The sequence below is a fragment of the Microbulbifer maximicatervae (SeqCode) genome (genome assembly GCF_052467325.1).
In genome coordinates this window covers 2,651,802-2,674,132 of sequence record NZ_CP174310.1, presented here as the reverse complement: position 1 = coordinate 2,674,132, position 22,331 = coordinate 2,651,802, and the positions used below count along the sequence as shown (strand labels likewise).

Here is a 22,331-nt window from a genome sequence, read left to right as displayed (position 1 = left end):
TATGGCGTGGGATGATAGTTATTTTTGTGGGTATCAGATTATATCAGGGGATAAGCCTGTTGACGAGCTGAGTATGGCTTTGAGAAAAATTACGGTTGAATATACCGAAAGGTTTAGTCGAAAGCCATCAGTTGCAGAATTACTATATGCCTTTAAAATTGTTATCCAATCGTTGGGGGAGGATCTATTATCTGACCCTGAGAATTTAAATAGCATGGTTATAGAACTAATAGGTAGAAATGATGATAGCTGATATTGATAGCTTTGAAGGCACATTTTGTGATCTTACCCCCCCTGGTTACTACTCAATTGAAAAAGATGGGCAAGAGCTTATAAAAATCTCAAGTCTTGAGGTGGAAGGTAGAATCTTAAACTGTCAATTTGAAGTGCTTAAATCAAACTATTCCCGCGAAGAAATTGAAGAGCTGGTATATGTAGTGATGTTAAAAAGATTTTGTGATGACTTTTATTTAGATCAGGCAGATTTTGTTAAGTTTCATAATCTGAAAACAAATGAGGAGTGGAAAATAATATATTTAGGGTGATATTTGTCTTGGACACTCACAGTTTGAAAAATGGTTCTGACTTTGTTATCAGCACTATAACTAATGCAATTTATAACCAATTTAGAGCTTAAGGGTGATGAAATACCGAAAGTTTTATACTTGAGGCTCATCCCCTGTGGTTTTGGGTAAAAGTCAGAAGAGGTAGTATCGAGAGATTATATTGAAATTAGCAGGGTATAGTGGAAGGTAATTGCCGACAGTTACTGATGCGTATACCGCGCATTTATTGAGCAGGGTGCAGGCTTCCTGTACTGCCTCGACTGATCCTATTAGGCCTTTAAAGCGACTTTCAAAGTTTCGATCGAGGTAGAGCCAGTGTTTTGGTGAGATACCAAGCTGCTTGAGGGGGGGAGTGTTCTCGGCAATACAGCCCCGTTTTCTTGGATCAAAATTTCAGCCACTCCAGTCCACCAGCTCCAGATAATGCCAACTGGAAGGGCAGCCCTTTTGGCCTGTCAGGCGCTCGCTCCCTATGAACGGCAGAAGCACTTTAGGTTGCCGACCTGAGATTGCTGTGCGAATACGCTGTTGAACCGAAGTGTGGTCAGGCGCTTCTGGAGTTTTCGCCATATTGGCACGGATAGGGTTGAGATCGACATAGGCCATACAGGAAGCAAGGGCATCCAGTAAAGCCTGGGACTTAAATCGACCTTCCCAGAAGCAGCCTGTACAGCTATCTTCGGCATTAGCTTGGCTGGTCATAGGTTCGTTTAAACAGCGCCTAAACCAGCTAAGATCTACCAAATGATTTCGCATAGAGTAACGACACCCTTTAGCTTTATTATCTCGTAGTGATCGAGCGTCGTGCCTGGTAGATAGCGCTGAGCTAAATTAGAAGCCTTAAAGAACTTTTGCCAGCGTAAAATAACCTCATTATCTGACCGTTTAATGCTATTTCTTTGTTGATATAAATTACAATATGGTAGTGATTGCTCATTACCGCATTTGCAGCGATATCAAGATAAAAGATTAAAGCGAGGTTGTGCATCCGAGATTCAATCCACTCGCGACGGCGCTCATAGTCGTTGCTAGGTTTTATATCCTTGCCACACAGAAATACTCTTCGCGCTCAGTGGGAGATGCAGTGATAATAGGCGTTGCCTATAGCGATATTTGAGCGCTGCATGGAAGAAATATTGGTTATCCGTCCTATTTGATTGGTTATTTAAATAGTATCTAATCCAGTATTTTATGCGGTGTCAATATGGCTGGTGCGTGAAGTTGCCGCTTTCGAGGGTGTCGAGAATTGATGCTCATGAATTTTTGAATGCGAATACAGTTAAAATCAAATAAATGGGAAGTGACTTGGATGACCTTAGAGTAGAGGGTGAGTTGACCTGAATCAATAAATCTGTTAGGCATGAAAATCGTTTAACATGCATCATTATCAAGACTTAGGGGTGTGTTAACTTCTACCTAGCTCAATTCATGGGCCTCTTACCCATACAGGAGGAGTGAGTCTTCTTGATAAATTTGTCAGATTGGGTCATTTGCTTGGGCCAGCATATGGCCGCTAGATAGAAACGAGAATTTCAGTGAAAATTTTTTCAATGCCTGAAAAGGCTTCCGAAGACTTGGTGTCTAAATTTGAGGGTGAGCTGGGGTATCAATTTCCCGGAGAGTATAGAGATTTTTTAATTGAGAATAATGTTTGTTCTGTAGATCCTTATGGCTTTTTTTATAAACATACCTCAGAGATTAGTAGTGAAGATAGGCCAAAGGGAGAGGTTGGAATATTCTATGGATTCACTGAAAAAGAAGAGCGATGCATAGATTGGATGAAAAAAGTCTATGTAGATAATTCCCGGATACCAAAAGGGTACTTTCCTATAGCAGTGGCTGGAGGGGGGAATAATCTATGTATTTGTGTTGATAAAGCTAATTTTGGAAAAGTTTACTTTTGGAACCATGAAGCGTAAGAAGCAAGGAATCTGAGGTGCCTTGCGGATAACTTTAATGATTTTTTAGGCCCTTAAAAAAGATTGTCTAGTTGTTTAACTTGAACAGATAGTAATTTATTTTTCAGCGATGAATATCAAGTATCTATCCAGCCAATTTTCTTTAAATTACAATCAATAAAATTTGCATGTAAATTCTAATTGCAATGGTTACCCTGGCCCTCCCTTTGCCTATATTAAGATGAGGGGGATTGCCCAAGTTCACCTGCTCTTGATGACGTAGAGCCATAGGGGGATCTATAAATCTTATTATTAAAATTACCTGAATCAAAAATACACGAATTTTCTTACAAAATAACACCTGGCGAGCAGTATAGGGTGGTTATATTTTAGGTGGGATATGAACTTCAAAAATCAAACTTTAGATGGTCAAGAGCTTGTTTTAAAGGATGCTGAAGTTAACGTACTGGGGCCTGGATTGACTTTAAATAGGTGTACTATTGTTTCCGAGGCCTCAGCGAAAGCTCTGTCTTTTTCAGGAGTTTCAGTTGTTGATAGTACCTTCATTTCAAAGGTAACTTTAGCAGACTTTCAATGGTGTAAAGTAAACTTGAAAGGCGTAAATTTTTTAGGGCGGTACTCCGGTTGCGACTTTGGTCAATGGGAAGAATTCCACGGTAAAACTGGTGGTATTGTCGATTGCGATTTCAGAGGCGCAGAGCTGGATAACTGTCGATTTATGAATTGTGATGTAAACTCTCTAGCTTTTCCGAAATGGCCTTACTTCACGATCACGTCACCAAGAGACCAAGCTTCCAGTATTAAGGCTAGTTCTTGGCCTGGTAAATTGGAGTTGATAATGAGTATATTTGCGGATAGTCCAGAAGATTGTGTAGCTGTAACAGGCGATGCGAACGGGTTACTCAAACGATTAGGTGGAAGTGAAGAAGAATTTAAAGCTGCCTTATTACAATTAGATGGAATTATTTGTTAACGCCAGCAGTTTTTTCAGGTAATTCTGGACGCTCAGCCAACAAAGGAAAATCGTTGAAAGGTGGGAGGGAGGCGATAGCCCTCTACCGAATAAGGCCTAGGAAGCCGCTGGACATCGATTCATGGACGTTGTCCGGCAGTAGCCAGGGTTGAATTTTTACAAGGGGGAGCTCCATCAGGATCGAATCTTGATAATATGACTTGAGATCATCGGTCCTGCCGGGTGATCCTCAAAATCGAGAATAGTTTACGTGCCACCCGCAGGCTACCACTACGATGCACTGGACCGCCTCTCCCGGGCTGATAGCCCCAATCCAGAGTATTTTGTGCATGGTTCTGCGCACAGTAATTTTTCCGATGCGAACTCGAAAGATGAAGCCAAACAGCGGGCCTGCACCACTCAAGTCAAAGACAACTGTTTAACTTTCTTTGGCAATACCGACTATCGTTACGACATTCACTAAAATCGTATCGCAGAGCTGTGTGGTAAAAGGCAAAACTGCAAACCTACTACAAAAGTCGCCAACAGTTGGTGCTGGTTGAAAACTCAAGGTAGAGAAAGGTGTTGAGCAGCTTTAACAAGAAATTCACTACCAGTACGATTCGCTTGGCCATCGTATTGGTAAGGTTACTCACAATAAATATACGAGCTTCCTCTGGGGTGGCGATGTTTTACTTCTTGACAATAGAGGTAGCTGGATATCCACAATTTAAAAAAAGATTATAACTTTTCTGTCAGCACTAAACTCGATTCAATTTCTAACTGATTTAGTGCTTAAGGGCGATAAAATACCGAAAAATTTATACTTGAGGTGAAAATCCTGTTTTTTTGGAAAAAACCTGAAAGGCGGGGTATCAAGATATTCTACTGAAATTAGTAGGATGCATTGGAAGGGAAGCGCAGACAGTTGCCGATGTCGTGTATTCAGTGTTTATTCAGTCGGGAACAAGCTTGCTGTACTACGCTTACTGATCCTGCCAAGCCTTTAAAGCGACTTACAAAGTTCTGGTTATATCAAAGACAGCGTTTTGGTGAGATACTCTATCGCCTGAGCGTGAACGGAGTGTTTTTGACAATATAATCCAGTTTCTTTTGATCAAGTTTTCCCCACTTCATTGCATCGGCTCCCAATAGAGACCAGCACTGGCGGGCCACCCTCTCCAGGCGCCCGCCACTCAAAAATAGTTAAAGTACTTTAGCCCAACTACCTTAGTGTAAAGGTGTTGATGGGCAACTCCTAACGATAGATTGGCCCTACCAGAAATAGCCAATAATTCTCTGCCCCTTCCAAAGTATCTGATAAATCTAAAGATTTCAGCGAGTATAGGGTGGTACCGGCAAGGTAAGCTCTGGATTGGCACTGATTGTGGCTTGACAGTCGCTAAGCTAGCTATCGTATACTGTATGTACATACAGTCTTGTGCCTGGAGGTGGATATGCGGGGTAGAAATATTACTATTGATGGAGAGCCGGTTCGGATTTGCCGCTATCGTTCGGGTTTTAATGACCAGCCAATGTACGCCATCTGCATTCTTAACTATACAAAGTACGTGCGTAGCTTTTCAGTGTTTGTGGATGTAAATCTGCGTAGCGAGTTGGAACTCACTCTGGCACAGATGCGAGAGGTTGAGCGCAGTATGAACTGGATGGAAGTCACAGCGTGAGAATATAAGGCTCAGGCTGTTTATACTAGAAAGGAGAACTATTATGGGCAGAAAAGTTAATCGATTTGCAATTTTTGCTGAGCGTGTTCATTTAATGAATGGCGGTGCAAAGAGCTTTAGAGATACTGCACCCACAGAAGAGGCTGCAAGAGATCTGGCAGAAGAAATTGCTAAGTCCGAAAAAGCGGAGTTTTATTCTTGGTTGCAAATTCTCGATATCATGACTGGGAGTTATACTGAATACTCAATCAAAAGGGGTGGGGTTTTAGAGAAGAGGGAGTGTCCTAAATAGTAGAAAATTATTAATAATTGGTTTGGTGCGTAACTATGATCAAGAAGGTAGACATTATATAAATTTTTTAAAGAGCTAGTTGTTCTCCAAAAAGTCACAAATGAATGTTCTGTAATTGTTGATTGGATTTAATCTGCCACAGCTTAAGAAGAATATAAAATATTCTGATGTAGTAATTTTTACTTGTTTTGGTTTTAAGTCTGAGGCTGGGGTATATAAATCCTGGTCTTTATATTTTCTTTCTTTATTATAATTTAGATGGGGAAACATTATAACGTAAGTCTGAAGTGGGTTTGCTTGACTAGTAGTAGGATGGCGATGCCGTTGGTAGAAAACAAGCCCTGCCGACCTAATTGTCTATTTCAAGATTGCGGGCTAATCGAACTACTTTTACTTATCTTAACAAATCTCTTAAGGGGATTTTGAAGTTTTAGTGAGATGGTGCTAGGTTTGAGAAAGCTACTAGCTTTGTGTGTTCATAGATCAGGTTGGATATTTTACAGTGGTATAGCTTCACTTGCAGAAAGCCCACTTTGGGTACTGCTTTAGTATACAAGCCGGCACCTGCCGGCTTGTATATAATTACATTATTGTTTTTCTTTATATCTATGTTTGTGGTCAAATTTAAGGTTTGCTAAATCCAGCTTGGGTGCTGGCTATAGTTGGTCAAAATTAAATTAACTGACTAAACAATAACTATTTGGTGACGGCCTTAAGCCTGGCAACAAATCACACAACTGCTTGGTTGTACATTGTATTTATTTGCTCCATGATTACCTTTAGGTGAAATGTTTTTTCACGAGTAAAGAAGTCATCTGGATGGGGTACCTTTGCTGAGTAAACTTCAGCGAGCATATGCAAGACGATATAGGTGTATCGATTGTTGCATTCTTGCAATAGCTGCCCCTGAATTAATTTGGCTCCCAACCTTGTAAGCATTACCACTTTTTGATCCAAAAGCTGAGCGCCTCTTAGGCTGTTTATTGCTTCTGAGATATGACCATATGCAATAAATCGGGCTCGCTTTTCAGGTATTCCCATAAACCCACATCCACCAAAGCTAGTCGTTTTGTTTTCCATTCGTATGCGAGAACGATTTGCATAAAATTCGGCCCATTGGGTAATTTTTGTAGAGCGACCTTTAGGTGAAGGATCTTCACGTGCAATCTTGGCTGCAGTCTTCCTCGCATCCTTAACAATTTCATTCATGATTATCTTCTTTTCTTGTTCACCTACGTCAATTCCCATTCCCTGCGTGGTTTCCAGCGCCAAGCCATTTAATTCTGACATGAAATTCTCCCTAATAGTGTTTGTTCAGGCATCAAGCAAGACCATTGAATACTATTAGGGATGGCGGATCTACTAAAAAATAAATTAATCAATCGGATATGTTGAGTTGCAGCTAATAAAGTCGATTACCGATATGCAAATTCAATATTTTTTCTTTTGTACTAAAAATAAATTGAATTTTTCTCGAAAAATCAAAATTACTTTGTTAGTTGGATTGAGTATTCTTTTGCAGTCTATGGTTCTTGGTTGAATAGGATTGCCATTTGCTAGAGGGGCGAGAATATAATTTCGTTGGACGTATATTTTGGGTGTTTTGAGTTGGGCTTAGTCGCTGGCGAAGGCTGGTAAACCCAGCTCAAAATACTAATAAATATCTATTTACCTTAAGCACTTTAGATTCTAAATAAAATCCAATAGGATCATTTTGATGTCTATCTTTTAGGCTACGGTCTAGGGTTCAAAATATGACACTTGCTGTCTGAAAAGGGGGGTGAAATAATCGTTCCAGATGTGATATATTTTTGACATTGACCCGGCCGGCAATAGGCTAACTCATATAGGGCAGAAGCCAGTTTAGGTTAAATCAAATTATTTTGCTTAGATCACTGATTTCTTATTATTTTTTATCTCGCTGTGATCAAGAGTATCTGCTTGGGGATATTGCAGGACCAAAATGAAAGTTTTGATTCTTTTTCAGTGGAGATGAAGTCGACATTGTGCTATTTCAGTGCCTTTTCATTGTTTATATAAATTATGTTATGGTAGTGATCACCCATATCAATCGAGAAGATTAAAGTCAGATTATGCTCCCTGGATTCAATCACCTTGCGACTATTTCTATAGTTTCTAACTGACCTTATATCTTTGCTTAACAGAAATTCCCTTAGGGCATAGGGGGAGGTGTAGTGTTAATAAAGGATGCCTATAAACAGATTTTAGTACTGGGTAGAAGAGGTGCTAGTTACCTAAACTGCATAAAGTTTTATCTAAACCAACTTATTGATTTGGTGCATAACTTGTAACTTTTAGAGTGCCCCATTTATTAATTGTAACGGATAAGTCTTCTATAAAATAAGCACATTGTGTATCACTGTATGTGATAAGGTATCCTATAAAGATTTATCTAAGGGGGAGATGATAGTTATTGGGCAATTTTAATCTGAGATTGCATTAAAAGAAAGAGGGTAAGATTTGCACATACGTTGTTTTACTTTTCGGGTGAGTCCACTTTCTTTTGGTGTTTTAGCTATAGTGGCACGAATAGAGTTTAGATAGAAATAGGCTATACGGGGAGCAAGGGCTTGTCATTGAGTAAGGCCTGGAGCTGAAATCAGCTATTCCTAGTAGCGGCATGTACAATTTTCTTCGGCATTGGTTCGGAGGGCAATAGGCTCATTTAAGTAGCGAAAATACCAGCTAAAATCCAATAAGCGATTTCTCTATAAATTGATGACTTCTTTGAAATATCTTATCTCGCCATGATTGAGAGTATCTTCTTAGACAGGATGTAGGGTCAGGCTATAGGCTTTGAATATATTTTGCCTGTAGAGGATGGCCTCCATATCGGACCAGTTCAGAGGCTTCTCTTTGTTGATATAAAGTACGGTATGGTAGTGGTAATTTATTATAATATAGGCAGCAATATCAATAGTTAAGGTTGAAGCCAGATTAAGGACCATAGGTTCAATCTGCTCACAGCGATCTTCATGAGTTTTGCCAGATTTTATATCTCTACCGTACAGAGCCGCTTTTCGTAAACAGTTGGAGACACGGTGGTAGTAGGGGGCCTCTAGTGCGGCTTGAGCACTGCGCGTAAGAGGCATTACTTACTACTTGTCTATCTATACAAATTTCATTCGATATTTTATGTGGTATTAATTTGGGTGACGCTTGAAGCTACTACATTTACGGATGTCCAGAATTGTTCCTAATTATTGTCGTCCTAAATATTTTCCCTTTTATTCTTGCTGCCTAGAGTTTTCTAGATCTTTCTCCGATTCTAGGGGGGCTCTAGGGGCAAAATTTACATTTTGTCTGATTTTTGCTTCGGTCATATTCTTGGCTCTTTCATAATTAGTTCCATTCTTTTCTTTCGAATATTTTTTAATAGTCGTGGTTACACCCTTCTCATAGATCTATGTTTATTGGTTCACTTTCCTCGGTACGACGTACTGATATTCGTCTAATGATACGCCCCTCAATTCGCTCAACGAATATTAAAATAAGACTCTTGGTCATACCGTACCACTAGTCAGATAATACTAATTTTGTGGGTGTCTTTGTCTTGTTTTGACTCTGGTAGCTTGAGTAGCCTTTATGATGACTAATTGTTGCCAGCGCACTGCCAAACCAATGATGCATTAAATGCAGCTTTATGTGGCATGCATAGTTACGTCAGTAAAAATTTTGGCGTTGTTATTATCGCAACTATTGTCCATCTGCTATTTAAGGGTTGATATCAATTTTTATGACCCCAATACTCTGCCAGTGCACCAAGGGGTGCACAATTATTGGGGGAGTTTAGGGCCAAGCCCAGAGCATAAATCTCGTAATTTTTGATTTGCTATTGTTTTACTTCCCCTCTTTTCATACTTTAGTTTTTAGAAATAGGCAGTACCCGCTTACAGTCATTAATTTTTTAATGATATTTCTGAAGAAAAGGATTAATCATGTCAAATATTGGTCATGTTGAAGGTTGGGATACAGATAAGCCATTCATTTCTGATAGTCTTGAGGCAACCAGTTTTCACTGGGCTGCATGGACTGGTATAGAGGATTCTACAGAGGGAAGTTATATCCAGGGGATTGTAGAACTCAAAAATACTGGAAAATTTCCCATCCTTGACGCCAAAGTTTTTTTGGATCTCGATGATAATGGTATGACTTGGGATGCATATCTATGTAATTCATCAGGTACTCCAATAGAAGATGGTTTTGTAAGCTACGGCCATTCCATCGCTCCAGGCGAAACTGTTAGAGTAAAGTACTGGTGGGGACTGAAGCATGTTGCCGGCCCTACTAAGTGTGATTTTTCTGTTACCGTAAACATGTTCCCAGAATATAGAGTTCAGGTTCCCAGATCGAGCGCGCATCAAAGCAAAACCTCAATTCAAGCTTCTTGAGTTTTATATAGCTAGATAATGCGATTTTAGCTTAATAGGAGGGGCGACTTCCCCCTCCTATTAATATACTTATTAAAAAGATGTTCACATACCAATGGATAAAATCGTTGAGTGATGTAATTCAGCTACTTCGGTTTATTCCTTATTGGCTGCCACACCTTCTCTAAAACTCCCTTCCTGGTATGGCTTACCCAATAGTCACTTGGCATAAATTCATTGGGCTGGCGATCTGTGGTTGCTACATGAAAGGCTTTCGCTAAAATGATAGTGTCTTGCATTGGCATTACACCTATTGCACTAAGCCGTATCTGTAAAAGGATCAATGGCTAGAGGTGTTTTCGAGATGCCATCTTATAACTCCATCCTATGGTGAGGAATATATATCCTTGCTTCCTGGCGGGATATTCAGGGCCGTTATAGATCAAGTTATCCTCTACTTGGTTAGCTATTTATACAGTATTTGATCCGGTGTAAGCATGATGGCGCTTGAAGCTACTGCCTTTACGGGTGTTGCCAGTTATTACTGCCGCTCTTGTAGGTTTGGGTCATTATTTCTCTAAGTGTTGGCTTAATTAGTGTATTTTGATAAAGTTTATGAAAGTCTTCAGTAATAATCCCAAGCCCTGGTAGTTTAATACATTTTATTTCCTTAACTTCCCTGCTCGAATATCATTTTCAATCTATCGGCTCCGGATCGGCTAGATATTAAAGTGGTTTTCTGTTCATCATCAATAATAACTGCCAGTTTTCCGTTCAAATAACGCTGAATTTCCGAGACTCTGTCCAGGTTAATTAGATAGCTCCGGTGTAGGCGCAGAAATTGATCTGGATTAAGCTTTTGCTCTAGTTGATCTAAGCCCATTTGTAAGGGCTTGATGCCTTTCTCCGTATGAGCAATAATTGAACCTTGCTCCGACTTAATAAAATAAATATCGTTCAGATCAATAAAGGTCATACGATCATCGCACTTACTTACGAGGCGCTTTAGTGCTATCGAATCACCCCCTACCCGAGTACTGTTATGAATAAGTTTGATTCGCTTCTCCGCTTTTTCGATGGCAGCTTTTAAGCGTTGCAATGGGAAGGGTTTAAGCAAGTAATCGATTGTATCGTGGTTAAAAGCATCAATAGCAAACTTAGAATACGCTGTTGTGAAAATAATATAGGGTTGGTAAGTTAGGGCATCTAGTACATCCAATCCACTAAGATGAGGCATTTCAATGTCCATCAGTAATAATTGTGGCTGATGCTCCTCGATCAATGTTAATGCTTCCAGTCCAGATTTTGCTTCGGCAACCAATTCAATAGACTTAATAGTTGCCAGTTGAGCTTTTAATTTATTCCTTGCCGGTGCTTCATCTTCGGCAATAATGACCCTTAAATTCATACAGACATCTCAACTTTAACGTGGGCACCGTTTTGATTGCTTAGAGTAAGTTTTCCATTTGGTCGTAGCTCAATGCGCTGGCGCAAATTATGAATTCCAGTTCCCTGTGAGTGGATAAAACTAAGAACGCTTTCCTGAAATCCATATCCGTTATCTGCGACTTCAATAATTACCTTGTCATTCTTTAAGTAGATACGACATTGAATCTGTAAGCTTTCTATTGTACGGCAATGTTTGAAGCAATTCTCAAAAATTGGCTGTAATAATAGGGGAGGGATAGAGACATCACTGGCTCTTGGGTCTACCGTAATCTCTACCTTCAAATTATCACCAAAACGTACTTTTTCTATCTCTAAATACTTATTAATCAGTTCAATTTCTTCTTTGATTGTAGTTTCTTCTAGCTCGCCAGTGTCGAGAGAATACCTCAAAATATCTGCCAGTTTATGTAAAACCTCATCAGCAAGGTGTGGATCGCTATGAATATAGGAGGAGATTGTATTAAGACTGTTAAACATAAAGTGTGGATTTAGCTGATAACGTAATGTTTGTAATTTTGCTTTCTGCATGGCGAGCTTTTGCTCAGAGGCTTTATGGCGGTATTCCAGCATGGCGTAAGAACAGTATAAACAGGTAGCCCACATTAGCCCATTAAAGATAATGCCCAGTCCCATATTCAAACCGCCTTCGACATTAAAGGCGTACTCTATAAACCAGCTAACGCACTGATTGCCAATAGTCATATGGACTACCAGGATCATCCACTCGATTAACAATGAATGATACCCTCTGCGTCTAAGGCGCAATACAATGAGAGCTGTGGACCAGGTGGGTAGCCAATAAAAGAAAACAAACCATAGCGGAGCACCAGTGAGAGCACTACTAACCGAGCTTATATCTCCTGATTCAAAAAAAACAAATACGCAAGCTATATCTAGTAATAGAACGACGACAAATGATTTCGCAAAGAAAGGATGCTTAAGATCTTTTAGTATTGACATAAAATATTGATGAGCAATAGCTATCATAGCTTATTCTGGATTGGTCAATTATATTGGGATTAAATAAGATAAGATAGTTTTAATTCAACCCAGCTTGATGTGTTTTCTTGTTATCTAAAGGTGAGTATCAGCACCCATAAATTACAACTTAAATGGGTGCGGATACTATGAGGTTCTTTTATATTCTATGGTCTTTCTTCTCCGAAGAAGATTCACAACTGGAACCGATAGGGGGAGTGGCGTAACTCTTCTCGATGAGCTGTTTTCTCTCTACCGGCACACCTGCAAGATAGATTTTTTCTGGGTTTGTAATTGCTTGTATGTTCTCAATAGGATTTTTATTTAGCAGAATAAAGTCAGCACGTTTTCCCTGGGATATTGACCCTATATTCTCACTTGCATTCAAAGTTTTTGCTGCAACCTGTGTCGTGGCGAGTAAAATTTGCTGGTTGGATAGACCCGCCTTGTGCAACGCTAATATCTCGCTTATTAAACCCAGTCCGTGTGGTGAATAGGGATTGCCGGAGTCAGAGCCAGCGCCAATTTTAATACCGGCTTTAGCAAGCCTTATCACATTATTATATGCTACGGATTTTTTCTGCCACGCTATCTCTCTAATGGTTGTTGGCGCTTGGACTTCGTTAAATAGGCAGGCCTGCATTTTAGGGTGTATAGGTGCCAAGTCTAATTGACTGATAGATTGATGCTCATGTTCATCCCCCTGATTATGATATACCGACAGAGTGGGTATATAGGTAACCTTGTTTTGTTGCATGAGTTCTATAAACTCATTGTCCACGGGCTCAAAATTAATACCGTGGGCTAAAGCTGTGGCACCGGCCCTGATTGCTCGTTTTCCATCTTCCAGGGTGGAGACATGAACAAAAAACGGCAAGTTGGAGCTTTGGGAGCGTTTACCGATCTCTTCGAGTACATCATCTGAAAGCGGGATGGTAGTACCATCAAATGTCTCTATGATGGCTTTGGTTAACTTTGGTTGATAACTTAAATGTACATCCCAGCTCGCGCTGATTTGCTCAACACTATCAATCTCATGAACTTTCACCCCGAATTGGGTACCGTGACCTTTAGGGTTGGTGAAGGCGGGACCGGATGCAAACACTAGTGGGGCCGAATCGTCCAGCTGGATAATAAGCTGCATCATCTCGCTGGACATCAGAAGGTCCGTAACACTGGTAACACCATAATAGAGATGATTGTTTAAGTTGGTTTCTAGCGGCAGATGCTGATAATTCTTATAAGTTGACCCTGATGCACTCAAGTGCACATGTAAATCGATTAAGCCCGGTATCGCATATTTACCTTGTGCGTCGTGGGTACTCTCAGCAGGTAGGGCTGTCCTGGTCATTGGAGTGATTCTGGCTATGCGGTCATCTTGAATGTAGATACGGCTTTTCTCGCTAAAACCCTCCGCATTACTGGTTAATATTTGTACATTATCGATTCTTAAATCGTAGTCATTCTTTTTCGTTTCCAGGGCGAAACTATTACTTGAGGCTAATAGTAAACTAAAGGCAGTGGCTGTAACTTTCATAAGAGTTTCTTTTCCTATTGAGTTTTCGCCTAGCCTATAGCGACAGTAATCTCGGTGTTGAAAAAATGGACGAATCGACATATTCGTAGATGAACGAACAGTTTAAGCCTGTGAGTGGTGTGGCATTGAGGTGAGTTGTGGGGGCTGCTCCTGGCTTGTTAAGGTTAGCCTTGGCTATGAAGGGCAGTTCAAAGCAGTTTCTTGATCGATATAAAGGATGGCAGGCTTGAAATCGCTTGTTGCAGCATATGTTGCGACATCCTGGGAAATCTGTCAGCTGGCTTTTGCCTACTCAATTGAGACGATCTCCATAGGCTTTGCCCGGCCCTATATCTTTACTATCTTTAAATGCTCAAGCAATCGCAGTGGCCATTCATGAGATTTGCGCGCTACGTGGAATAGGCATTGGTTGCTCCCTATCTCTCTGTTTCAAAAAATAATGAATTACTTGTAGTCGTTGACTAGCTGCCCATTTGATGATTCTTTGAATTGAGGGTGCTCGTCATCAATTTCGTAAAAATCAGATTTTTCGCCAGTGAAAATATGCCCCATAGTTTTCAACCCGGTTGGGCCATCTAGTGATCCTGCAATAATTCCAGTGGCATCGAGATTAAATGGTTCCCAGAATAGGCTAGAGCCACATTGCTGGCAGAAGCCTCTGCGAGCTACGTCTGATGTTTTATACCACGCCAGCCCGTCATCTTTTGTTATCTTAAGATTGACTTTGCGGGCCTTTGTATGAGGGCCGAAATTTCCATGTAGTTTTTGGCACATACTACAATGACAGTTAACTACGTTGCGTAGTGGCCCTTTTACCTCGTACCGCACAGCTCCACATAAGCAACCACCGGAAGTAATTGAATTATTACTGTTAATATAATGAGCCTGTAGGTGCAAAAACTTGCTTAAATAGGGATTGTTTTGGCGACAAGGGCTTTTTCATGAGTAGGGCCTGGGACTTAAAACGGCCCTCCCAGAAGCGGCCGGTACAGTTATCTTGGGCATTGGCTTGGCGGGCAATAGATTCGTTTAAGCAGCGTATAAACCAGCTGAGTTCCATTAGGCGGTTTCGCCATAGGTCAATGATTTCTTTGAATTTGTTGTGATCGAGAGTATCCCCCTGAAGATGGCGTAGGGCCAAGCTGGAGGCTTTGAATATTTTTTGCCAGCGGAGTACGACCTCGGTATCAGGCCAGTTCAGCGCTTTTTCTTTGTCTATATAAAGTACAGCATGGTAGTGGTTGTTCATTACTGCATAGGCCGCGATATCAATAGTGGAGACTGAAGCCAGATCGTGCATCCTAGATTCAGTCCACTCGCGACAATACTCATAGTTTTTACCAGACTCTGTATCTCTGCTACACAGAAATGCTCTTCTTACTCAGCGGGAGACACAGTGATAATAGGACGTGGCATTGAGAGCTGCGTGGAAGATGCATTGGTTACGCCCTATTTGAAGGGCTATTTAAATAGTATTTGATCCGGTATTTTATGTGGTGTCAATATGGGTGGCGCTTGGAGTCACTACCTTTTGTGGGGGTCCAGAATTGCCCAACTTTGAGTAGCCCAATTCCCGATGAAACAACGATTCTTAACTTTCGCCACTTACTGGAGCTCAATCAGCTAGGTGCAGCTCTTTTTGATGAAATCAACAAACATCTTACTAAGAATGGCATGGTACTGCGTGAAGGCACGATTGTAGATGCCACTATTATCTCTGCGCCAACTTCAACTAAGAATGAAAAGAAAGAACGTGATCCGGAAATGCATCAAACAAAGAAAGGCAATCAGTGGCATTTTGGAATGAAAATGCATATCGGGGTTGATGATGTGCTCGGAGTAATACATAGCATAGATACAACAGCAGCGAATTCGCATGATGTCACAACCACAGAGCGAGTTCTCCACGGGGAGGAGAAAAGAATCTGGGGAGACTCTGGGTACATTGGTGCGGAGAAACGTGAAGAGTTGAAAGAGCGGGAGGCGGATTGGTACATAGCAATGAAGCCGAGCAAGCTAAAAACTCTTCCAGGGCGTGATGCACTCCGTAAAGCGGAAAAGATCAAGGCGCAGATAAGAGCGAAGGTCGAGCACCCCTTCCGCTACATCAAACGGGTATTTGGTTATGACAAGGTCCGCTATCGGGGACTGGTAAAAAATACTGAGAGGCTGTGCTTACTGGCAGGCTTCACCAACTTATTAATAGGGAGAAAATACTTGGCTGCCTAGGGGGGGGGGCGCCTGAAACCCACCTATTGAGGGTTTCAGATGAAAAATTAGGGGACTATTACGCGAAAATTACGCGTTTGTGCGTAATAAAGTGAATTTTTCAAGCAGCTCAGCTTAATTCTGGAAAAATGCTTCGTTGATCAGAGGGTCCCTAAGTATGAAGTTAATTTTCATAGAAAGACTGCTTCTCCTCCAAAAAATATTGCCGATATAGTGCTTTATGAAGACATAGGCGCTTTGGGTTCTTGGCTGCAGACCCTTTGTGTTGCATGTGATGAAATTACTAATAACGCGAAGATGACAGAAGATTCTGTGCAAGCCTTTGTTAAGCATTATGGGTCATACGATATGGCATGTCGGGCCATTTTTCATTTAAGTTGGTTTAACATGCTGGCTAGATACTCTGATTCTACTGGTGTTCCCTTTGAAAGTGACCAAGTTCTAGATGGGGTCGCCTCTCCTACTAGAATGCACAAGCATTAGTTAATAATCTTATTGTTCGGCTCGGGATTGAGGAATTCACTATTTTTAAACTTTACCCATATTTGCTTAGTCAAGATGTTGCATTCAATACCCCAGCAATGTGGATAATTTAGAATTGCAGATTAAGCTGACAATGGCCTAGGTTTTTATTGCATTAAGGGCAGATGATTATGGGAAAAAATATACACCGATACGCCATTTTTGCTGAGCGGGTTCAAGTGATGGACGGCGGAGCAGAGAGCTTTAGAGGCTCTGCGCCGACTCAGGAGGCGGCAAAGGAGCTGGCAGAGAAAATTGCTAAATCCCAAAAAGCGCAGTTTTATTTCTGGCTGTAAATTTTGCACACTAGGTATTGATTCTTTTTTTTGGGGGGGAGTAAGGTAGGGATGGATATGTCTGTAGGTGAAGTCTTATTAGGCAGAATTTTATGCCAATGCAAATATCTACTAATGCTGAAGTTTGCTGATCTATTGTAGAGTTAATTTATCAATGTAATTGGTACAGGTGTGTAATCTTGATGTTTGGCGGCAAAAAAAGATTATTCAAGCGCCTTTTTATAACTTTATTTTTATAATTTATGTACAGATGAAAAATAATCTCTATCTTTTTTTGGGGGGTAAAATCATAAAATAAAAGGTGTCAAATGACTGTCATTGTGTTACTTCTAAGTTTAATATCGGTACCGATGCAGAAATCAGGCCAGAATTTAACTCCGGCCATGAATGAAGAGTATGTCCTTGGTGTTTTCAAAGAGACATTTAATTCTGATGTGGATATTGATCATGAGTGGATGATGAATGTAGATCATCACGTTGCTGGAAAAAAAGATTCAGGATGGTGTTTGATCAAGTTGATGCAGGTGAAGAGGTGGATTATTTAGAAGGCTATGGAGTGAAAAAAAATAGTAATGGAAGTTATACAATATCACTTAAGGATCACGTAGGTTGGGTGACGATCTCCGAGCTGTTCATGCCTTTAAAATCTGAGCATTTAAGTGAAAATGATAGAGAGAGCTTGATTGCGCGTGGTTTAAATGAAAAGGATCTACAGATCATTGAGGTTTATCTTAAGAAAAACAACATTCTAAAACTTCGGCAATGGGCACTGTATGATTATCTTCAAGATTCCTCGGAGAGACTGGTAAGTATATACAATTCAAAAAACGGGCAAGGAAGGGCTCTTGAAACATATAAAAACGAAATTAAAGCTATAGAATTTGAGGTAGAGGATAAATGGGCTCGTAAACTGTACTCTGAACTTGATGCCAGGGCTCAGAGGGTTCTTTTGTCATACTTGACTGAATCTTTAGGTAGTTTGTCTTTTGCAAGAACAAAAAATTTTGATGCTTCAGTGGATAATTTTTTTAAGAGTCTAGAGAGAAAAGAGTATTTAGATGGCTTTAAAAATGAAATTAATAAGGAGGAAAAAGATGAAGGCTAAAATTTTCATGTTTGCATTTCTGCTTGTTTCTGATGGGGCGTTGGCGATTGCAACTATCCAGATAAAATCGTTTTCGGCATCACAAAGGATTGATTCTCAGCCGGAACATGTTGAAATAATCTCAAAAGCCGAAGTGAGTTCAACGGTGCCACATATAACGGCTACATTTGGGTATGATTTTAGCTGTCCTGGGATTATATCAGGGGAGCTACGGGAAGAGGTCTCAGTTAGTCAGAGCTTTGTTAGGTTTCTACCTATTGAATATTCAAATGTTGGGCAGGATATTTCTGGATACCCTACATGGTCTGGTGGCTCTAATAATACTAGTTGCCTTTTGAATGCTAAATGGACTGCAAAAAACGCTTATGGTGTGGGCGTTACATTTGCAGGTGTTGGTGTCGATTTCCAAGTTAATCTTCCAGATGATGTAAAAAGTGCCAATCAAAGTTCAGCGTCATTTTGATCACGCCTGCCCCCCGATTCCAGATGATAACTGTGGGCCAGGCACCAACACTATGTGTCCTTAGGTAAAAAAATGAGGCTAACATGAAAGTTGAAGCTATAACAAAGCGTATTTTTTTGGTTTTAAGGGGTACTTTAATTGTATTACTTGCATTTGGTATGACTGGAAGAGGTTACTCCCACCCTTGTACATATACAGATCCAATTATTATTGATCTTGGTAGAGATGGAATTAACCTTGCTGAACGAGGTAATGGTGTTTATTTTGATATATCTGCAACAGGTACTCCAATACACATACAGTGGGTTTCCAAAAATGGAAACGAAGCTTTTCTTTTTTTGGACTCAAATAATAATGGAATTGTAGATGATGGTTCAGAGTTGTTTGGTAATACTACAAGACTTTTAGATGGAAGCGGTTTGTTGGCCGCAAATGGATTTTTGGCATTGGCACAATATGATTCTCCCTTGTTAGGTGGAAATGACGATGGGAAAATCAGTTCTAAGGATGTGATTTGGGGGGATCTAAAGTTGTGGCTTGATAGTAATGCTGATGGTGTTTCAGATTCTAGCGAAATATCCCAAATAAATGAATCATCAGTTTTAAGCCTGCCGATAATTCCGAAGGAAAATTTGAATAGAGTAGATAAAAGTGGAAATTTAATGCCATTTTGGGAGTATGCAAAAATTTCTATAGTGGATGAAAGCGGAAAAATGAAACAAAGGAAAACCTTAGTTGTTGATGTGTTTTTTCAGTTAATTTGATTTTTAATGTTTGCATTTTTTATAGGCTTGAATTTTTTGAAGGTGGTGCTTGTGTTTATTATCGTCAAGAATGGCCTTTTAAAAGGGTGCAGAACGACCCTGGTACACTTGCTAAGTTATTTAAGATAATCGTAATTATAGGCAGGTTTTATTTTGAGTTTTGATTAATAGAGGGGCTGCTCGCCCCACTTTTTTATTGTAGATGAATTTCCTCCCCTATAGCGGGTTTACAAATCACCTCTAAATACTGTAATACGGGCTCTTGATATGTAGGACTGGGATTTGGGAGTGTTTTGGTGTAACATTGATTGGTGACTGGGCGTGCTGTTCTGCTCACAATATTTTTATCCCATCTTGAGAAACCTTCAAAAAAATCAATGGGTTGCCGGCTTTTATAAGTGGGTGGACGGGAGTGCTTTTGAATTTTTATTGGTGAGAGTAAGCAAGAAGTGAATAGAGTGCTTGGATAGTCTGTAGCGCTGGATAACTTTTTCATCTCTGTTCATTACTTATTTAACATAGTGCGAATATGCCAGTTAAGTAAGTCACTCCTCCCCAGGCCTGCCGATTTTGGCGTTCTTTTAGTTGGTGAAATGACACAAGGGGCCAGGGCTTGAGCTGGTGCGGGAAGTTGATCCACCATGGATTTCACACTTTGAAGAGTTGCGAAGAGAAGTGAAAGGATATTGCACAGCCGGAAGGCTTACGGGGTAGCAGAGTGTCAACGTGATTTCGCGTTGACACTTTGTTGACACTTTGGCGCTAAAACCAACAAAAGAGTCTTTTACAAAGTTGCCTACGCAGAAATGAAAAACCCGCGAAAGCTAGAGCTGACGCGGGTTTGAGAGATGGTACAGAGGCCGGACTCGAAAAACGACTGGAAAGCTAGTGATTCCAGGGCCTCTGGGTTTAATCTTGAAAAAAGTAGCACCAAATGTAGCACCACTTTGAATTCCTGCTCCTCAATTAAAGGCATTCAGCAATAGGACATACCACTAAAAAGAGCGTCTATACACATCCTGCCATATCAGCTGATTTGACCTTAGTCTTGGCCAGTTTTCATATATCTCAAACCGCGAATCTGGCGGTTTGGCCTGCGATCGACAGGGGGCGGGCTTGAGCATGAGCGGCTGGTAGAGCACTTGAGATGGAGTAGCGAAGCGCGACAACACCTCAATACCCAGGTGGCCTATGTTCACCTCCTCCAAAACCGCAGGATTGGCGGTTTTGAGAGGTAAACCAAAACCGGCAAATCACCGGTTTTCACTGCCAGACCAAAACCGACACTTTGTCGGTTTGAAACGCCCAGAACAACTACCTAATTATTACTCCCCCCTACCTGAATTAAGCCATTGTGAAATCTAAGCTAGGACGATAGTACCGGATACAAGGCTGCCAGATATCCAACCTACCCCCCGTGGGTTCAGCTGGTCAGAACACCAGACCCCGAATTAGGGGTTTGCCCCTAACTGGCTCTAAGGAGGGTATAACCCCCCTAGGAAAAATCAGATATCTGTTAACTGAGCAGGGTCCGAATTACCCGTGTGTTAGCCTCTCAGGAGGACCCGTCGAACCCTAAGCTTGGCTTAGAGTTCAGCCATAGCCATCCAGCCAACTAGTGGGCGGTTAATCTACACGCTGTCCCAGAAGTAGAGATATCGGATGCCCTGGCCAGCCAAAGACTCAGCCATAAACGGGAGCTACGCCGTTACGCCAGGTAGATATTCACAGCCTGAGCCACCATGCATGGAAGTGAATTAAAATCACACCTTTACCGTTTAGGATACGCACAATATGCGTTCTCTAGAGGAGAAGTAAGTACATTCGAATAGATTCCCGACTCCGTCATGAATAGAGGCCCAGGAGCAATTCAGTAATGCCCTCTCAATATCTGCCGAGGTATATACCTACACATCTAACACTTTGATGATATCCCCCTAGTCCGCAGCCTTAGCCCAGCCAAAGGGGTGAGGGGACGGCGAATCTGTCCCCCTCTCAAATAAAGGTGTTACAGGTGTACAGGTGTTACAGAATCGCTGTAGGCCGCATGGTTACTAGCTTTTCGCTGTCACACCCTTCTGTTACCCCTAATGTGTTTCGGATGAAGGGTGTAACAATTTAACAGGGTATTTTGGTGGCCCCATTCCAGAAACATCCTTTTGATTAAAAAGTAAACTATAAATTGACCTAATAACCTCAATAGGTAGAATCAGGGCAGGGAATTTGGCTCAGTGGAGCAACGCCAACCAGGGAGGCTCATATGGAGCAATTTATTTTGATATTGACACTTTCTTTTGCCCCTAATAGTGCGGACTCTGGTGCAAGCATTGCGATGGTCGAATTTGACAGTAAGCAGGCCTGTGAAGCGGCTGCCGCCGAATGGAAACGCCAAGTCGTTGCACGTTTCCCCATCAAAATGAGAACAGAGCAGGCTCTTGTTGCCCTTTGTATGCCCAAGAAATAGATAGCCAAAGTTTTTGAGCGAGTACTAACACCTTATGCCATCAGAAAATCGAATAGGCGTAAACACTTATTCATATTCTTCAAGAATAAGACTTTTATAAAAGTCCCTAGTTGATTCTACAAATTTTAGGTAAGTCTTTCCGGCAGAACCCGTTACCACTCTTTCATGCATAATTATTGTATCCATTAAATCCGCATGGGCCTTCTCAAATGCAAGCGACTTTTCTACTGCTTGACAGCTTGGAGCCAGCAGGTAAAGCCTAGGTATAAGCCTCAACCTTATCTCATCAAGACTCCACTCAACATCTGGATGCCGAATCAAGCCAACCACTTGATTAGTGAGATGATTACTGTTGCCATTTTTTTCAACCGCTAACTCTGTCTCCTCAACCCATTGATTGAAATTGGCAATTGTGTCAAATCTCCCAAGCATTTTGTGGCTATAGTCTATATCAGCACTCATTATTGATTCATCAGCGATATTCTTTATCTGCTTTCTCAGCATTGGAAATATTAATTTTTTAGCCTTTTCCCACCGTCTTTGCTCTAAGAGTTCTTGAATTGGATCGATTGCAATAAGGCCAACAAGTACAGATGCCGACACACCAAAAATACCAGCTAAAACAGCTTGAACCCCTTGGTTTGATAAGATTACTAAAACAGCTAAAACAGCTGTAATAACAGAAAAGACTAAGATAAAAGACTTTCTCATTTAGTATA

General features: G+C 40.9%; 23 protein-coding genes and 1 pseudogene. 15 read left to right on the top strand and 9 right to left on the bottom strand.

Annotation, left to right across the window (positions count from 1 at the left end):
• Nucleotide 1 precedes the first annotated feature (1 nt).
• Complete coding sequence (locus ACJJIE_RS12060; RefSeq protein WP_282931532.1) at nucleotides 2-253, top strand: hypothetical protein; 252 nt, start codon at nucleotides 2-4, stop codon at nucleotides 251-253.
• Complete coding sequence (locus tag ACJJIE_RS12055; RefSeq protein WP_444891843.1) at nucleotides 243-545, top strand: hypothetical protein; 303 nt, start codon at nucleotides 243-245, stop codon at nucleotides 543-545. Before ACJJIE_RS12060 ends, ACJJIE_RS12055 begins: the two co-directional genes overlap by 11 nt.
• 414 nt (nucleotides 546-959) lie before the next feature.
• On the opposite strand, the gene ACJJIE_RS12050 is transcribed toward ACJJIE_RS12055, so the two are convergent.
• Nucleotides 960-1,322 (bottom strand): hypothetical protein, encoded by a 363-nt coding sequence (locus ACJJIE_RS12050; RefSeq protein ID WP_282931533.1) that lies wholly within the window; start codon nucleotides 1,320-1,322, stop codon nucleotides 960-962.
• 779 nt (nucleotides 1,323-2,101) lie between these two features.
• Here ACJJIE_RS12050 and ACJJIE_RS12045 point away from each other — a divergent pair.
• The 5 genes from ACJJIE_RS12045 to ACJJIE_RS12025 all read left to right on the top strand — a co-directional run bounded on the left by ACJJIE_RS12045 (nucleotide 2,102) and on the right by ACJJIE_RS12025 (nucleotide 5,414).
• Entirely contained in the window at nucleotides 2,102-2,485 is a 384-nt protein-coding gene (locus tag ACJJIE_RS12045; RefSeq protein ID WP_444891842.1) for an SMI1/KNR4 family protein, read from the top strand.
• Nucleotides 2,486-2,864: 379 nt separating this feature from the next.
• The gene (locus ACJJIE_RS12040; protein ID WP_444891841.1) at nucleotides 2,865-3,458 is read left to right on the top strand and encodes a hypothetical protein; all 594 of its coding nucleotides are present in this window, start codon (nucleotides 2,865-2,867) and stop codon (nucleotides 3,456-3,458) included.
• Between the two features lie 250 nt (nucleotides 3,459-3,708).
• Nucleotides 3,709-3,921, top strand: coding sequence for a hypothetical protein (locus ACJJIE_RS12035; protein ID WP_282931536.1), 213 nt, complete (start codon nucleotides 3,709-3,711; stop codon nucleotides 3,919-3,921).
• A 973-nt stretch (nucleotides 3,922-4,894) separates the two neighbouring features.
• A complete protein-coding gene (locus tag ACJJIE_RS12030) occupies nucleotides 4,895-5,122 on the top strand; it encodes a hypothetical protein (protein WP_282931537.1) in 228 nt (75 codons plus the stop codon).
• Nucleotides 5,123-5,165: 43 nt separating this feature from the next.
• The gene (locus tag ACJJIE_RS12025; protein WP_444891840.1) at nucleotides 5,166-5,414 is read left to right on the top strand and encodes a hypothetical protein; all 249 of its coding nucleotides are present in this window, start codon (nucleotides 5,166-5,168) and stop codon (nucleotides 5,412-5,414) included.
• A gap of 729 nt (nucleotides 5,415-6,143) precedes the next feature.
• Here ACJJIE_RS12025 and ACJJIE_RS12020 read toward each other — a convergent pair.
• A complete protein-coding gene (locus ACJJIE_RS12020) occupies nucleotides 6,144-6,704 on the bottom strand; it encodes a hypothetical protein (protein ID WP_282931539.1) in 561 nt (186 codons plus the stop codon).
• A gap of 1,496 nt (nucleotides 6,705-8,200) precedes the next feature.
• The gene (locus ACJJIE_RS12015; RefSeq protein WP_282931540.1) at nucleotides 8,201-8,527 is read right to left on the bottom strand and encodes a hypothetical protein; all 327 of its coding nucleotides are present in this window, start codon (nucleotides 8,525-8,527) and stop codon (nucleotides 8,201-8,203) included.
• 846 nt (nucleotides 8,528-9,373) lie between these two features.
• Between ACJJIE_RS12015 and ACJJIE_RS12010 the strand changes: the two genes are divergently transcribed.
• On the top strand, nucleotides 9,374-9,826 hold the full coding sequence (locus ACJJIE_RS12010) for a hypothetical protein (RefSeq protein ID WP_282931541.1): 453 nt from the start codon (nucleotides 9,374-9,376) through the stop codon (nucleotides 9,824-9,826).
• 649 nt (nucleotides 9,827-10,475) lie between these two features.
• On the opposite strand, the gene ACJJIE_RS12005 is transcribed toward ACJJIE_RS12010, so the two are convergent.
• From ACJJIE_RS12005 to ACJJIE_RS11985, 5 genes are all read right to left on the bottom strand, one after another.
• On the bottom strand, nucleotides 10,476-11,213 hold the full coding sequence (locus tag ACJJIE_RS12005; RefSeq protein WP_444891839.1) for a LytR/AlgR family response regulator transcription factor: 738 nt from the start codon (nucleotides 11,211-11,213) through the stop codon (nucleotides 10,476-10,478).
• Nucleotides 11,210-12,241: a sensor histidine kinase gene (locus ACJJIE_RS12000; RefSeq protein ID WP_444891838.1), complete on the bottom strand. Its 1,032-nt coding sequence runs from the start codon at nucleotides 12,239-12,241 to the stop codon at nucleotides 11,210-11,212. The genes ACJJIE_RS12005 and ACJJIE_RS12000 overlap by 4 nt, the downstream gene beginning before the upstream one ends.
• A 151-nt stretch (nucleotides 12,242-12,392) precedes the next feature.
• Nucleotides 12,393-13,769, bottom strand: coding sequence for an amidohydrolase family protein (locus ACJJIE_RS11995; RefSeq protein WP_444891837.1), 1,377 nt, complete (start codon nucleotides 13,767-13,769; stop codon nucleotides 12,393-12,395).
• A gap of 444 nt (nucleotides 13,770-14,213) precedes the next feature.
• A complete protein-coding gene (locus ACJJIE_RS11990) occupies nucleotides 14,214-14,666 on the bottom strand; it encodes a GFA family protein (RefSeq protein ID WP_444891836.1) in 453 nt (150 codons plus the stop codon).
• Nucleotides 14,641-15,069: a hypothetical protein gene (locus ACJJIE_RS11985; RefSeq protein ID WP_444891835.1), complete on the bottom strand. Its 429-nt coding sequence runs from the start codon at nucleotides 15,067-15,069 to the stop codon at nucleotides 14,641-14,643. The genes ACJJIE_RS11990 and ACJJIE_RS11985 overlap by 26 nt, the downstream gene beginning before the upstream one ends.
• Nucleotides 15,070-15,338: 269 nt before the next feature.
• On the opposite strand from ACJJIE_RS11985, the pseudogene ACJJIE_RS11980 reads away from it, so the two are divergent.
• The 7 genes and pseudogenes from ACJJIE_RS11980 to ACJJIE_RS11950 all read left to right on the top strand — a co-directional run.
• A pseudogene (locus ACJJIE_RS11980) lies at nucleotides 15,339-15,998 on the top strand (IS5 family transposase); the annotation flags it as partial.
• A gap of 653 nt (nucleotides 15,999-16,651) precedes the next feature.
• On the top strand, nucleotides 16,652-16,816 hold the full coding sequence (locus ACJJIE_RS11975; protein ID WP_282931548.1) for a hypothetical protein: 165 nt from the start codon (nucleotides 16,652-16,654) through the stop codon (nucleotides 16,814-16,816).
• Nucleotides 16,817-17,124: 308 nt separating this feature from the next.
• On the top strand, nucleotides 17,125-17,361 hold the full coding sequence (locus ACJJIE_RS11970) for a hypothetical protein (protein WP_282931549.1): 237 nt from the start codon (nucleotides 17,125-17,127) through the stop codon (nucleotides 17,359-17,361).
• Entirely contained in the window at nucleotides 17,316-17,921 is a 606-nt protein-coding gene (locus ACJJIE_RS11965; protein WP_444891834.1) for a hypothetical protein, read from the top strand. The genes ACJJIE_RS11970 and ACJJIE_RS11965 overlap by 46 nt, the downstream gene beginning before the upstream one ends.
• Nucleotides 17,911-18,384 (top strand): hypothetical protein, encoded by a 474-nt coding sequence (locus tag ACJJIE_RS11960; RefSeq protein ID WP_444891833.1) that lies wholly within the window; start codon nucleotides 17,911-17,913, stop codon nucleotides 18,382-18,384. Before ACJJIE_RS11965 ends, ACJJIE_RS11960 begins: the two co-directional genes overlap by 11 nt.
• An 83-nt stretch (nucleotides 18,385-18,467) precedes the next feature.
• Nucleotides 18,468-19,148 (top strand): SPM autocatalytic domain-containing protein, encoded by a 681-nt coding sequence (locus ACJJIE_RS11955; protein ID WP_444891832.1) that lies wholly within the window; start codon nucleotides 18,468-18,470, stop codon nucleotides 19,146-19,148.
• 2,260 nt (nucleotides 19,149-21,408) lie between these two features.
• On the top strand, nucleotides 21,409-21,612 hold the full coding sequence (locus ACJJIE_RS11950) for a hypothetical protein (RefSeq protein WP_444891831.1): 204 nt from the start codon (nucleotides 21,409-21,411) through the stop codon (nucleotides 21,610-21,612).
• Between the two features lie 66 nt (nucleotides 21,613-21,678).
• On the opposite strand, the gene ACJJIE_RS11945 is transcribed toward ACJJIE_RS11950, so the two are convergent.
• Entirely contained in the window at nucleotides 21,679-22,323 is a 645-nt protein-coding gene (locus tag ACJJIE_RS11945; protein ID WP_444891830.1) for a hypothetical protein, read from the bottom strand.
• Between the last annotated feature and the right edge of the window lie 8 nt (nucleotides 22,324-22,331).

Excerpts from the sequence above, each read along its gene's own strand:
- ACJJIE_RS12060 (WP_282931532.1), top strand. The coding sequence starts at position 2 with ATGGCGTGGGATGATAGTTATTTTTGTGGGTATCAGATTATATCAGGG.
- ACJJIE_RS12055 (WP_444891843.1), top strand. The coding sequence starts at position 243 with ATGATAGCTGATATTGATAGCTTTGAAGGCACATTTTGTGATCTTACC.
- ACJJIE_RS12050 (WP_282931533.1), bottom strand. The coding sequence starts at position 1,322 with ATGCGAAATCATTTGGTAGATCTTAGCTGGTTTAGGCGCTGTTTAAAC.
- ACJJIE_RS12040 (WP_444891841.1), top strand. The coding sequence starts at position 2,865 with ATGAACTTCAAAAATCAAACTTTAGATGGTCAAGAGCTTGTTTTAAAG.
- ACJJIE_RS12030 (WP_282931537.1), top strand. The coding sequence starts at position 4,895 with ATGCGGGGTAGAAATATTACTATTGATGGAGAGCCGGTTCGGATTTGC.
- ACJJIE_RS12025 (WP_444891840.1), top strand. The coding sequence starts at position 5,166 with ATGGGCAGAAAAGTTAATCGATTTGCAATTTTTGCTGAGCGTGTTCAT.
- ACJJIE_RS12020 (WP_282931539.1), bottom strand. The coding sequence starts at position 6,704 with ATGTCAGAATTAAATGGCTTGGCGCTGGAAACCACGCAGGGAATGGGA.
- ACJJIE_RS12015 (WP_282931540.1), bottom strand. The coding sequence starts at position 8,527 with ATGCCTCTTACGCGCAGTGCTCAAGCCGCACTAGAGGCCCCCTACTAC.
- ACJJIE_RS12010 (WP_282931541.1), top strand. The coding sequence starts at position 9,374 with ATGTCAAATATTGGTCATGTTGAAGGTTGGGATACAGATAAGCCATTC.
- ACJJIE_RS12005 (WP_444891839.1), bottom strand. The coding sequence starts at position 11,213 with ATGAATTTAAGGGTCATTATTGCCGAAGATGAAGCACCGGCAAGGAAT.
- ACJJIE_RS12000 (WP_444891838.1), bottom strand. The coding sequence starts at position 12,241 with ATGATAGCTATTGCTCATCAATATTTTATGTCAATACTAAAAGATCTT.
- ACJJIE_RS11995 (WP_444891837.1), bottom strand. The coding sequence starts at position 13,769 with ATGAAAGTTACAGCCACTGCCTTTAGTTTACTATTAGCCTCAAGTAAT.
- ACJJIE_RS11985 (WP_444891835.1), bottom strand. The coding sequence starts at position 15,069 with ATGCACGATCTGGCTTCAGTCTCCACTATTGATATCGCGGCCTATGCA.
- ACJJIE_RS11975 (WP_282931548.1), top strand. The coding sequence starts at position 16,652 with ATGGGAAAAAATATACACCGATACGCCATTTTTGCTGAGCGGGTTCAA.
- ACJJIE_RS11970 (WP_282931549.1), top strand. The coding sequence starts at position 17,125 with ATGACTGTCATTGTGTTACTTCTAAGTTTAATATCGGTACCGATGCAG.
- ACJJIE_RS11965 (WP_444891834.1), top strand. The coding sequence starts at position 17,316 with ATGGTGTTTGATCAAGTTGATGCAGGTGAAGAGGTGGATTATTTAGAA.
- ACJJIE_RS11960 (WP_444891833.1), top strand. The coding sequence starts at position 17,911 with ATGAAGGCTAAAATTTTCATGTTTGCATTTCTGCTTGTTTCTGATGGG.
- ACJJIE_RS11955 (WP_444891832.1), top strand. The coding sequence starts at position 18,468 with ATGAAAGTTGAAGCTATAACAAAGCGTATTTTTTTGGTTTTAAGGGGT.
- ACJJIE_RS11950 (WP_444891831.1), top strand. The coding sequence starts at position 21,409 with ATGGAGCAATTTATTTTGATATTGACACTTTCTTTTGCCCCTAATAGT.
- ACJJIE_RS11945 (WP_444891830.1), bottom strand. The coding sequence starts at position 22,323 with ATGAGAAAGTCTTTTATCTTAGTCTTTTCTGTTATTACAGCTGTTTTA.